Raw genomic sequence first — 12,363 nt, forward strand, 5'->3', positions numbered from 1 at the left:
TCTCTCAAATGTCGCATCTCTTCTTGATGCTTGCCCTGATCATCGTCTGCGGCCATGTCGCGGGCCGCCGATGCCGGCGGCTGGGACAGCCCCCGGTGATCGGTGAGATCCTGACCGGCATCGCGCTGGGCCCCTCACTGCTCGGAGCCGTCTGGCCCTCAGGGCAGCAGTGGCTCTTTCCCGCGGACCTACTGCCTGTGATCAACGCACTGGCCCAGGTGGGCCTGGTCTTCTTCATGTTCCTGATCGGGTACGAGCTGAACGTGGAGCACGTCCGCAGTCGCGGCAAAGTCGCGGCGTTGGTCAGCAACGTAAGCGTGGCTGTGCCGATGATCGGCGGGTTTCTCCTCGCCTTCGTGATGTACGGGCGGTTCGCCGACCGCGGTATCGGATTCCCGGCGTTCGCGCTGTTCATCGCCGTGTCCATGAGCGTCACCGCGTTCCCGGTCCTCGCCCGGATCCTCACGGACCGGAAGATCGACCGCACCCCTGTAGGTGCACTCGCCCTCACGTGCGCAGCCGTCGACGACATCACCGCCTGGTGTCTGCTTGCCCTGGCGACAGCGCTGGGACGGGGCACCTCCTGGACCTCGGTGCTCACCACTGCCGCCCTGACCGCCGTGTTCATCTCCGTGATGATGTACGGACTGCGGCCCTTGCTGGCCCGGCTGGCCGAGCGTCACGCGGATCGGCTGGGCGATCGAACAGCACTCCTGCTCGTGCTCCTCGCAGGGATCTTGCTGGCATCGTTCGCCACCGACTGGATCGGCATCCACCCGATCTTCGGGGCGTTCCTGTTCGGCGTCATCGTTCCGCGCGGTGCGGTGCAGACTGCAGCCGTGGAACAGGTGCGAGGCGTCACCGTGGTGCTTCTGCTGCCGTTGTTCTTCGCCTACTCCGGATTGCACACCGACTTCCGGCTGATCGGCGCGGACCCCGCCCTGTGGGGCTGGTGCGCCCTCATCATCGCCGTCGCGACCGTCACCAAATGGGCGGGGAGCACCGGTGCGGCCCGACTGACCGGCCTTGGCTGGCAGGAGTCGCTCTCACTCGGCGCCCTGATGAACTGCCGGGGGCTGACCGAGCTCGTGGTGCTCGGCGTAGGACTGGAACTCAAGATCATCACTCCCACCGTGTTCGCGATGCTGGTGGTGATGACGCTGGTGACCACGGTGCTGACGGCACCCGCACTCACCCTGATCGACCGCTTTGCCGCCCAGCAGCAACCAACTCCCGTAAAGCGACGAGAAGTCGAAGTCGCAGCCAAATGACCGCGCTGCCCTCACGCCTTCCCACCCTGCACGAGCACGTCGAGCAGACATGCGTGGCCAGAGAGAGCGAGACATGACACCCGAGATAGAGCAGATCTTCCAGGACGTGAAGGACCGGCACGGAGCCGGCTCCCTCACACGCGTCGAGGAGATGGTGTACGCCAAGCGGCAGGAGCGCCATCCGCTGCAGAAGGACGCCAAGTGGATCATGCCCGGGATCTCCCGGACGCCCTGGCACGATCCCTACGAGCACCCCGAGATCGAACCCGTGGTCCGCGCCTTCGAAGCCGGACACGACGCCATCAAGCGGGAGCTCGCGGACGCCTGGTCCGATCGCAAGAGCGCCTTCTCCGACTACGAGCACTATCTGACGCGCCAGGAGAACTGGCAGGCGCTGTACCTCTTCCGCGACGGCGGGCCGGTCGAGTCCTCGGCCGCTCTGGTGCCCACCGCGTACGACATCCTGACCCGCGAGGTCGTCGACGAGGGCAAGCTCTGTCCCCTCCTGGAGAGTCACTTCTCGACGCTGCTTCCCGGCGCGTCGATCGCCCCGCACTGCGACCTGTGGAACTTCAGCATCAATCTGCACCTGGCGGTCGACATCCCCGAGGGGTGTGGCATCACGGTCGCCGACGAGACTCGGCGCTGGGAGGAGGGCAAGTGCCTGCTGTTCGACTACTCCTTCGTGCACGAGGCGTGGAACAACGGCGCCAGGCCGCGCACCTGCCTCCTCGTGGACCTGTGGCACCCGGAAACAACGCTCCCCGAACGTGAGGCCCTCGTCGGCCTGATCACCGAGGTCCGCAAGCTGATGGCCGGCTGAACCGGTGGAAGCCACGGCAGGCCGCTTCGACGCCGGACATGCCAAAGGCCCGGCAGTCGTTGCACCTGCCGGGCCCAACTCTCCCTCGCCGGGGCCGCCTTACCCGGATTCGCTCACGACGTCGGTCAGCACCAGCGAAGTCCATCGGGGGAGACCGCGAGACGGTCCGTGAACGCCGCGTCGTGCTTGGCGCTGTGGGGAACCATGGCGCTCAAGGCGCCGATGACGACCGGTGACGTGTCCTCGGGGACGGGGCATGTGCCGTCCTCGTCGCTGTTGGTGGTCACCGAGGTCAGCGCGGCAGCAGCTCGGACCAGATCGGTGGTGTTTCCTTCAGGGCTGTCCAGGTCGGGCCTGGCAAAGTCGAGGCCCGCCACGCCTCCGACGAGCTCGGCGAACGCCGCTTTCGCATCGCCAGGCTGCCCCGCGATCTTGCGAGCCTGCCAGAAGTAGGAGTCCTCATCCACGTGCATCTCGTAGAAGGCGGTCACGAAGTCGCGGAAGAGCGCGAACTCGTGGCGGTAGCGGAATTCGAACTCCTGCCATCCGGCTTCCTCGGCGATGTCGCCGGCCAGAACGCTGTTGATGGTGCGTGCCGCCAGCATGCCGCTGTACGTCGACAGGTGGACGCCTGACGAGAAGACGGGGTCGATGAAGACCGCGGCGTCGCCGACCAGGCACATTCCTGGCGCCCAGATGCTCGTGCGGTCGTACGAGTAGTCCTTGCGGACCCGCAACTGGCCGTAGGGTCCCTCCTCCACTCGGCGAGCACCGTCCAAATGGTCGGAGATCAGTGGGCACTTCGCGATCAGCTTTTCCAGAGCTTCGGCCGGGTCGCCTTGAATCTCTGCGGCCATCTCGTGCTTCACGACGACGCCGACGCTGGTCAGCGTGTCACTCAGGGGGATGAACCAGAACCAGCCGGCGTCGAAGGCGACGCACAGGATGTTTCCCGAGTTCGGCGCCGGAAGGCGCTTGGCGCCCTCGAAGTATCCGAACAGAGCGAGGTTGCGGAAGAACGGGGAGTATTCGCGCCGGCCGCCGACCTCGTTGTGCAGTCGGCTGCCCGAACCGGAGGCGTCGACGACGAATCGTGCCGTGGCGGTACGCGTCTGCTGCGTGGTGTCGCGGTAGGTCACTCCGGCGATGCGACCGTCGTCGTCGCGTACGACTCCCGTCGCGCTGTGGTTGTACCGCACGTCGACGCCCAGCTTCTCGGCGTTGTCCAGCAGGATCTTGTCGAACTTCATGCGCTCGACCTGGTAGGCGTGGGAGACCGGACCAGGCAGGTTGCGAGACGTCTCGAAGGCGAACGTCCACGGCTCGGGGTTGGCTCCCCACTTGAAGGTGCCGCCCCGCTTGACGGGGAAGCCGGCTTCGCGGAGTTGGTCGTCGACGCCAAGGAGGGCGCACACGCCGTGGATGGTGGAGGGCAGGAGGGACTCTCCGATTTGGTAGCGCGGGAAAGTCTCGGCCTCCAGCAGCAGCACACGGTTCCCGTCGCGAGCGATCAAGGACGCCGTCGTGGATCCACCGGGGCCACCGCCCACCACGATTGCGTCGAAGATCTCTGTTTCATCTGAGCAATCATCGTTGGAATTCATGTCTCTCCTTTGTGCCTGGTATCTGACGCAGTGGAGCACACCGAACGACGTCCGGGTTGAACGTCTCGGCAACGTAAAGCGGAGAACGCGAAGGGCTGTTGATCACGTACTCCTTGAAAGCGCAGGATCGGGAGTCGAATTCGGCCGACGCAAGGGTGACACCGCTGGCAAGCATCTCCCGCGCCTGCGGCAGGCGTTCCTCGCGGAGCCGATGACCGATCGGTTTGGTGTCGTGGGCGGGAAAGTGTGCCTCGAATCCACTATGGACAGAGATGACACGATTGCGGCTGACCACCACGTTCTTCGAACTGTGAAGCTCCGAGCGGCGCTCGACAAAACACGACACACCGTCAGCCGCCAGGGCCTCCCGAATCGACTTCGGAATTCTTGTGAACGGCACGAGTTGCTGCGACGCCACGCGTACACGTAGGCGCGTGCCTACGAGGGCCTCCAAGAGCACTGTGGTCGAGCCGTCGCCGGCCAGCAACATACGTGTGGACGACGGCATTTCATGGGTAAGCCCCACGCTCACCATGGTCTGCGTGTCCTGCGCGGGTGCATCAATAGTAGAGAATTCCACTTGCCCAATCCTCATCAGGGCCAAAGAGGCTTCGCGGCTTGAGTATGTCTCGACTGTGAGTGAGAACATCCGTCGGCATGAGGGTTCCAGGTTCGACCGGCGTCACCTCGCACGGAGTTGACAGCACTCGCCGGATCGAAGCTTCCAACTCCGAGCATGCCGATCGAGCGTGCTCGTCGGTCACTTCCAGCTGCACGACCAGTGCGTCCTTGTCGGCGCGAGCCCGCCAGAACATCACGCCGTATTCGAGCGGAAGGCGGAACACAAGCTCTTCCAGATCGAGTTGTGACAGCGGTTTGTCCGCCACTTCGAAAATCTGGGTGGGCCGGCCCGCGAGCCTGATCACCGGCAGCCAGCTGTTGCACGCGCACGGCTCGAGGCCAAGTTCCACGCGATCTTCCAGGTAGTAGCGAAGCATGGGCATCGCCTCGAGCTGCAGTGGCGTGATGACGAGATTGCCCACACCCTCACTGCTGAACTCTCCGCTGTGCGGGTCATAGATCTCGGGGAACACGCGGTCTGCGTAGAAGTGACGGTTGCCGAAGGCGCACTCAGAAGCCAGTGGACCTACTTCCGTGGCTCCGTAGTCATCGAAAACGGGGACACCCCAGATCTCGCTGATCCGCTGCTTTCGAGCCGAGCTGAGCGGTTCGCCGCATGTGAGGATTCCGCGCAGGCCGGGGAAATCGACGCGGGGATCCAGCCCGGCTTCACGTGCCGCTGCGGCCCAGATCAGCGGTTCGGTCGGCATGGACCAGGTAAGCGTGACCTTGAGATCCTTCAGCAACTGCACTACGCGCGAGTACGGCGTGACCGCGCTGCGGCTGTCAGCCGGAACAATGGTGGCGCCATTGAGTCGGCCACCGTAGTGCGCGAGATGTCCCGCCAATACCATGGCATACGGACTGCGAACGAGGAGTGTGTCAGCGGCCCGGATGTCGACAGGCAATCGCGAGAAGCGTTCCCCCACATCGCGCCAGTCGTTGTCGGTGTAGAACGCAGAAGTCACCTGACCAGAACTCCCACTTGACTCGTGAAAGGTGGCCACCTCCTCCCAGGGGACACCGAGCATCTGGAAAGGGTAGGAAGCTCGCAGATGATCCTTGGTCGTGACCGGGATCTGGTCGAGTCGCGTGGGAATTGCGGCATCGACGCCCCAGCCGAAGCGCTCTCGATAATGAGGAGTCGCGCTGGCTCGCCGTATCGACTGCGCTATTCGCTCGTCCTGGAGTTCGCGTAGCTCATCAAAGCTACGCCAGCTTCGTACTTCTGACGTCTGTGTCATTGCTGTCCCCCTCGGCGGATTCCTACACGACCGACATCGGCGTCATGGACTTCAAGTTCTGCAGCCGAGCCAACTGCGCGCCACCGCTTGCGGCCCGCCTGAGGCCCTCGATCTTCTGATCGCGCAGTTCACCGTCGCTCAGGTCGAACACCAGGCGTTTGAGGTCACTGGCCATCGGTGAAATCTGCTCCAGGAAGGCCTGCCGGCTGGTGCGCGAGTATCGATCCAGTATCTGTTCGTCGCAGCTGCCCGCCACCACACTTGAGATGGCCTCACTCAACATGAAGGCATCATGCAGTCCGGATGTCAGGCCCATTCCGCCTGTTGGGTTGGTTGCATGTGCCGCATCTCCCGCCAGCAGCACCCGCCCGACGCGGAACGTCTCGGCGGCGCGCTGATGCGCACGATAGGGGGAATGGTGCACAACTTCGTATGCCGCGCCGCTCGGCAGGACTCGGCGCAAGTAGCCATGAACTCGGTCGGAGATACTTGACTCCGGCTGAACTGCATCCTCTGTAAAGGTGACCCGCCAAAGATCGGTTCGGTCAATACGCACCACGATGGCGCCGTCCTGCGGATCGATCAGAAAATTCGCATTGGCGTAGCCGTACTTCTCGAGGTCGCAGCGAATGTCGGTGGCGACAAATTGATCGGGCCATGTGAAGCCAGGGAACTCGAGATTCAGGGCGTTCCGCACGGCGCTCCGCGCGCCATCGGTGCCGATCACCCATTCCGCAGTGACGTTCAGGCGGCCGCTTGGTCCTGCCGCTCCGACATGGACCACGTCATCGCGTTGATCAATTTCGTCGACCTGATGATTCGTCAGGACCTTGACGTGGGGATACCGAGCCAGCTCTCCGGCGAGAATTCTGACCAGTGCGTCCTGTCTGAGGATGAGATTGCATGCGGCCTCGGTGCCGACCCCGTTGACGGGGGCTTGGTGCCGGATGCGCTCCCCGGTCTGCAGGACCACGAAATCGCGTCCAAGCAGTGGAATCCCTTGCTGAACGATCTCATCGAGCACCCCGAGCGGCCTGAAGCCCTCCAGAGTGTGGCTCTGATGGACCAGCGCCCGAGAGGCTCGCTGGAGGTCGCGATCCCTCTCCAACACCGTGACGTCGAGGCCGGCGACGGCTAGCCCGAGGGCAGTTGTCAGACCGACCGGACCCGCGCCGACAACGCAAACATGGCTCATCAGGTCCTCACGCGGCTCGTGGGGCAAGGACGCTGACGATCTTCCGCTGCCGTGCGCCGGAGACCGGGTCGAGGGATTCAGCGTTCCAACCGGCCCGGCCCAACTCCAGGACAATCTGGCCGGCACGCGTCGGCTGCACTGCGAACGTGAGGGAGAGGGTTCCTTCTTCGGGGGAGTGCCGCGGCACCACGTCCTCCGCCTCCACGTGGAAGGTCTTGAGAGTGTCCAGCAAACGCACCAACTGCCCAGGGCCCTCCGCGACCTGAACTTCCACGCGAGTCTGCCTGTCCGCCGCCTGACGTCCCTGAATCGCCGCCAGTCCGGCAGCTCCCCTGTCCAGCAGGTCCACCAGCGGGTCCAGGCTCTGGCTCCGCATGTCCTGCGGTGTGCTGGACAAGTCGTCGAGGGTGGCCAGCAGCGTCGTCAGGTCGTCCCTGAGTCCCCGAAGAACTCCGGCGACAGCCGGTCCGTTGGCCTGCAGGATGTCGCTCCACAGTCCGGTATCTCTGACAGCTATCCGCGTCATGTCGTGCAGCCCTTGCCCCGCGAGCCGAATAGCCTCCCGAGGGCTGTGCCGAAGTCGCGCGGCCATGAGGCTGGCCACCAGATGAGGGGCATGCGAAGTCAACGCCACCGCGTTGTCGTGCGCTCCACTCTCCATGATCACTGGAATTGCCCCGCACAGCGCGATCATCTCGAACACCCGGTTCACCGCATCCTGAGACGTCGTCTCCGACGGAGTCAGGACCCAGGCCCGGTCCTCGAACAGATCCGCGCGAGCGGCAAGCGGGCCGCAGTGCTCACTGCTGGCAAGAGGATGCCCGCCCACATAACTGGACGGAACATCCACGGACGTTCGGATGTCTCGTGCCAGCTGCGCCTTCACACTGGCCACGTCGGTGTAGCTCCGGGCCAGCCCTCGGGCCTGCATCTCCGCGAGCACTTCGCCCACCGCGCTCGGTGGTACCGCGAGCACCGCCAAGTCGACCTGTTCGTCCGAAGCACCGACCACTCCCGCGCCCAACGCGGCGGCCGTACGTGCGGCTACCTCATCCTTGTCGAGCAAATGCACGGTGACGCCATGTCGGCTGACAGCCAAGCCGATTGATGTGCCGATCAGGCCCGTGCCGACCACAGCCATCGTTCGTATCATCGTTACCCCCTCCATCAGCCTCTTGGCGGCCACCGGCCACCGCAGGGCTCACCTGGTCGACGCCATCGGCCGTCCCGCACCCTGAGAACCAGACCCGAACGCGAGATCAGGTCAGTAGTCGTAATCCGCCCAGCGCATTCCGTCGGCGGTCGGCACAAGTCCGCCTTCCCGCATGGGGCCTTCGTCGTCGACGGCGCCTCCCAGCGCGGCATGGACCTGGATCTTGGCCCCCTCTTCGAGGACCGACTGGACGAGCGTCGAGTCGAACAGTTCGCGATCCGTTCCGTTCTCGCCCGCGGGCCGGTCGGCCAGCTCGGAGAACTCCCGGAACTTGGACTCGCGCTGTTCGGTGTAGGAGGCGGCGTTGACCAGTCCGCTCTCGTGCGAGGCTCCACCGCCGACCAGTTCGACGAAGGACTCGAGTCCGGGCGCCGAGCTGTTGATGACCTTCTTGGCGGTCCAGAAGTACGAGTCCTCGTCCTGGTGCATGTCGTAGAACGCCACCAGGAAATCGTGGAAGAGCGAGTACTCATTCCGGTACCGCGCCTCGTACTCCTCGAAGCACGTCTTCTCTTCGAAGTCTCCGCTCAACGATGAGTTGATGGAGCGAGCGGCCAGAAGACCGCTGTAGGTGGCGAGGTGCACGCCGGAGGAGAAGACCGGATCGATGAAGCACGCCGCATCTCCCACCAGGACCATGCCGGGCCGCCAGAACGTGTCCTGGCAGTACGAGTAGTCCTTGCGGACCCGGACCTCGCCGTAGGGTCCGCTCTCCACCCGACGTGCCTCGGACAGGTATTCCGCAATGAGCGGGCATTCATCGATCAGGCCCATCAGGGCCTTCTCACGGTCCCCCTGCACCCGCTCCAGAGCATCGCGCCGCAGTACCGCGCCGACGCTGGTGAGCTCATTGGTCAGCGGAATGTACCAGAACCAACCGGAGTTGAAGGCGGCGCAGAGAATATTTCCGGAGTTGGGGGCAGGAAGCCGCTTTCCGCCCTCGAAGTAGCCGAAGAGCGCGACGTTCTGGAAGAACTCCGAATAGTGCCGGGTACCGCCGATCCGGCTCTGAATGCGGCTCTTGTTGCCGGAGCAGTCCACGACGAAGCGGCTGCGCACCTCGTGCTGAACTCCGTCAGCATCGCGGTAGAGCACCCCGCAGACGCGGCCTTCCTCCTCGATGACATCCACCACGGAACTCTTCTCGCGGACCTCGACTCCCTTGTCACGCGCGTTGTCCAGGAGAATCTGGTCGAACTTCATCCGCTCGACCTGATAGGCCAGCGAGGTCGGGCCCGAGAAGGTCGAGGAAACGGAAAAGGAGAACGTCCACGGCTCGGGACTGCTGCCCCATCGGAAGGTACCTCCACGCTTGGGCATGAACGCGGCCTTCTCCAACTCGTCGGAGACACCGAGGAGTCTGCAGATACCATGCACCGTCGACGGCAGCAGGGACTCCCCAATCTGGTACCGGGGGAACTCTTCCTTCTCCAGGAGAAGAACACGGTACCCCTGCATAGCCACCAGAGTGGACACGGTAGAACCACCGGGCCCACCACCGACGACAACGACATCGAACTCGTGGCCGCCTTCAACATGCATGGCGTCTTCTCCCTAGCTAGTTTGTTCAGGGCAAATGAAAGATGTCCATCAGTACTCACGCGCAATGCCGAATATGTTCGGCGAAGCCGGAGGGGCGACCGGGCCGCAAGCGCGATATCAGCACCCCGTACCGGAAACGAACGAGCGCAAGGTGCGTGCGGCGGCCAGGTCGGCACAGCCGGCCAGGAGGAGGGCCTCCTCGAGTTCCGTCCGCAGCAGGGAAAGCACCTGAGCAACTCCCGCTGCGCCGGCTGTACTCAGCCCCCACAACACCGGACGCCCCACCAGAACCCCATCAGCACCCAGCGCCAGTGCTCGCAGGATGTCGGTGCCGCTGCGGACGCCACTGTCCATGAGGACCTGGCACTGCCCGCCCACCGCTTCGACCACCCATGGCAGCGCGGTGATGCTGGGCAGCGCACCGTCCAACTGCCGGCCACCGTGGTTGGACACCACCACCGCGTCGGCCCCGAGCCGTACGGCCTGTTCCGCGTCCCGGGGATCAAGGATGCCTTTGATCACCAAGGGAAGTCGGGTCTGCTCCCGGAGCCATTCCAGATCGGACCAGCCGAACGTGGGGTCAAAGGCAGTCTTCGTGTGCGCAGCCACGGCCGACTGGCCGGGTCGGGGGGAATGCGCCTCGGAAGGGCCGTCGGGCTCCAGGTTGGCACTACGGATCCAGGAGGGAAGCGCGAACCCGTTTCGCAAATCGCGCAGCCGACGGCCCATGATCGGGACATCCACGGTCACCATCAACGCCTGGCAACCGACTTGCTCGGCGCGGCGAATCAGCTCGACCATCCGACCGCGATCGTGCAACCAGTACAGCTGAAACCACAAGGTTGCCCCGACCTTGGCGATCTCCTCCAGCGAATGACTGCTGATCGTGCTGACCACGAAGGGCACCTGCGCGGCCAAAGCGCCCTCTGCGGCTGCGAGTTCGCCCTCTGGATGCAGCAGACGCTGGTACGCCATCGGCGCGACGGCGAGGGGCAGCGCGGTTGAAGTGTCCAGGAGCTGCGCACCGGTGTCGGTCTTCTTGATGCCGGCGAGCACCCTGGGCATGAGTGACACGTTGTCCAGGGCCGCGCGGTTGGCGTCCAGGGTGGACTCATTGCCGCTGCCACCGGCAATGAAGTCCCACACCGCCGGCGCCAACCGCGTGGCGGCCGACTGCTGCAGGTCGCTCACGCACACGGGCTGCGTTCCCGCGGCATCGACCGGCGCCCCGGACTGCTGGGCCATTACTTCTCAGCCCCCGCTTCAGCCCGCTGCCGTTCGACTGCTTCGTAGAGTGCCTTGATGTTCCCGCTTCCGAAGGTGCGAGCCCCCAGACGCTCAATGACCTCCATGAAGAATGTGCCGTGCGGGTGGACGGAGGCGGTGAAGATCTGGAACAACTGGCCGCCATGATCCTCGTCGACCAAGATGTCCAGTTCTTGCAGTTCGGGAACGGAGTGCTTGGTCGGATCCACGGACAGCAGCCGGTAGTAGGCATCCGGAGTGCTCAGGAAGGACACACCCAGCGACTTGAGCAGGCCCACCGACTCCACGATGTTGTCTGCGGTGAAAGCGATGTGCTGGACGCCGGCCCCACCGTGATTCTTCAGGAACTTGTCGATCTGCCCCGGCTCGAGCGACGTGTCAGGTTCGATCAAGGTGAACGTGACAGAGCCGCATCGACTCTGGACCACCTTGGAGTCCATTGCCTGATCGCCCACCACGATGCGCTCTTCGAAGATCGTCCGGAAGTCCAGGACCTTCTCGTAGAACTCCACGGTAGGTATGAGCTGCCCGGCTTCGAGGCAGACGGCGAAGTGGTCTATCTCGCCCAGACCACTGTCAAACCGAGCACCCGCCCCAGTACCCGATGAGAAGCCCGGAAGGGTCCGCGCGGCGCGACTGGCAGGGCGCTGCACGAAGGTGTGGACCACATCTGCGAAGCCTCTGATCGAGGCCGTGATGAACCCGTCCCGCTCGGCCGGCTCCGCCACTGCTGCGGCACCCCGGCGCACTGCCTCGGTGAATGCCTCCGTGGCATCGGAGGTCGTGAGCGCGATGTTGGCCACCCCGTCGCCGTGCTGCGCGACGTATGCGGCTGCGGGGTGGTCGGCGCCCTGCGCCATCGTCAGCACCAGACGGATCTGATGCTTGCCGAGTGCCACCGAACGGATCGCCTCGGCAGGCTCGGCCGGTTCGGAAGCTCCGTAGATCTCGAACCCATAGCCGTCCACGAACTGCGCTGCAGTCACCGCCGTGTCTTGTACATAAAACTCGACGTGGTCAAGGGAGAGTTCATCGAAGATGGACACGTTTGAATTCGCCATTTATTTCACTGTCTCGGGTGACTGTGCGGGCAGAAACTGAGGCTGGCAAGGGCGGGCAGGATTCACGCCGCTGTATTCATCTGCTGGACGAGGCTATGCGGTCGCATTTCCGTCCAGTTCGAGTTGATGTAACCGATGCACGATGCGCGGTCATTCGCATGCACGCTGGTCCAGCCGGCCGGTACCTCGGCGAACTTCGGCCAGAGCGAATACTGCTTCTCCTCGTTGACCAGTACGAGGTATTCCGCCTCGGGGTTCTCGAAAGGATTGGTCATGACCTCGCTCCTTCTGTTCCTTGCGGGTGTCCGGGCTCGGTGATGTGTGGGACCTACTGAGCCGCGACATGCGGACAACGCCAACGGCCGCGCCATGCATGGGAACCGGAGCGATCCCCGCGGGTAGATCTGGATCCCAATTCAATAAGATTGTCGACTGCGCTCGAAGTGGCCTTGAGCGCCGCTTGAGATCCATGCCTCCCTGGCGGATCCAGGGGTGACCGCCTGCGGTCGCTGGCCTAATCTGG

11 protein-coding genes are annotated in these 12,363 nt (G+C 64.1%); 2 read left to right on the forward strand and 9 right to left on the reverse strand.

The genetic code is table 11. The annotated features are described in order from the left end of the window. Window positions 1-8 precede the first annotated feature (8 nt). Both OG430_RS46940 and OG430_RS46945 read left to right on the forward strand, forming a co-directional pair. A complete protein-coding gene (locus tag OG430_RS46940) occupies window positions 9-1,271 on the forward strand; it encodes a cation:proton antiporter (RefSeq protein WP_327358859.1) in 1,263 nt (420 codons plus the stop codon). Window positions 1,272-1,344: 73 nt separating this feature from the next. Further along, window positions 1,345-2,094, forward strand: coding sequence for an aspartyl/asparaginyl beta-hydroxylase domain-containing protein (locus OG430_RS46945; RefSeq protein WP_327358860.1), 750 nt, complete (start codon window positions 1,345-1,347; stop codon window positions 2,092-2,094). Window positions 2,095-2,219: 125 nt separating this feature from the next. On the opposite strand, the gene OG430_RS46950 is transcribed toward OG430_RS46945, so the two are convergent. The 9 genes from OG430_RS46950 to OG430_RS46990 all read right to left on the reverse strand — a co-directional run bounded on the left by OG430_RS46950 (window position 2,220) and on the right by OG430_RS46990 (window position 12,115). Continuing rightward, a complete protein-coding gene (locus OG430_RS46950; RefSeq protein ID WP_327358861.1) occupies window positions 2,220-3,698 on the reverse strand; it encodes a tryptophan 7-halogenase in 1,479 nt (492 codons plus the stop codon). Continuing rightward, the gene (locus tag OG430_RS46955; protein WP_327358862.1) at window positions 3,682-4,278 is read right to left on the reverse strand and encodes a hypothetical protein; all 597 of its coding nucleotides are present in this window, start codon (window positions 4,276-4,278) and stop codon (window positions 3,682-3,684) included. Before OG430_RS46955 ends, OG430_RS46950 begins: the two co-directional genes overlap by 17 nt. Beyond that, a complete protein-coding gene (locus OG430_RS46960; protein WP_327358863.1) occupies window positions 4,259-5,563 on the reverse strand; it encodes a phenylacetate--CoA ligase family protein in 1,305 nt (434 codons plus the stop codon). The genes OG430_RS46955 and OG430_RS46960 overlap by 20 nt, the downstream gene beginning before the upstream one ends. A 22-nt stretch (window positions 5,564-5,585) precedes the next feature. Beyond that, window positions 5,586-6,785: an FAD-dependent oxidoreductase gene (locus OG430_RS46965; protein ID WP_327358864.1), complete on the reverse strand. Its 1,200-nt coding sequence runs from the start codon at window positions 6,783-6,785 to the stop codon at window positions 5,586-5,588. Further along, window positions 6,766-7,899, reverse strand: coding sequence for a prephenate dehydrogenase (locus OG430_RS46970; protein ID WP_327358865.1), 1,134 nt, complete (start codon window positions 7,897-7,899; stop codon window positions 6,766-6,768). The genes OG430_RS46965 and OG430_RS46970 overlap by 20 nt, the downstream gene beginning before the upstream one ends. A gap of 123 nt (window positions 7,900-8,022) precedes the next feature. Beyond that, window positions 8,023-9,513, reverse strand: a complete 1,491-nt coding sequence (locus tag OG430_RS46975; protein WP_327358866.1) for a tryptophan 7-halogenase — start codon at window positions 9,511-9,513, stop codon at window positions 8,023-8,025. A 117-nt stretch (window positions 9,514-9,630) separates the two neighbouring features. Next, window positions 9,631-10,704 (reverse strand): alpha-hydroxy acid oxidase, encoded by a 1,074-nt coding sequence (locus tag OG430_RS46980; protein ID WP_327358867.1) that lies wholly within the window; start codon window positions 10,702-10,704, stop codon window positions 9,631-9,633. Window positions 10,705-10,757: 53 nt separating this feature from the next. Further along, on the reverse strand, window positions 10,758-11,840 hold the full coding sequence (gene hppD, locus OG430_RS46985; protein ID WP_327358868.1) for a 4-hydroxyphenylpyruvate dioxygenase: 1,083 nt from the start codon (window positions 11,838-11,840) through the stop codon (window positions 10,758-10,760). 62 nt (window positions 11,841-11,902) lie between these two features. Further along, window positions 11,903-12,115, reverse strand: a complete 213-nt coding sequence (locus tag OG430_RS46990; protein WP_327358869.1) for an MbtH family protein — start codon at window positions 12,113-12,115, stop codon at window positions 11,903-11,905. Between the last annotated feature and the right edge of the window lie 248 nt (window positions 12,116-12,363).

Origin of the sequence: Streptomyces sp. NBC_01304 (genome assembly GCF_035975855.1) — a bacterium.
GTDB lineage: Bacteria > Actinomycetota > Actinomycetes > Streptomycetales > Streptomycetaceae > Streptomyces.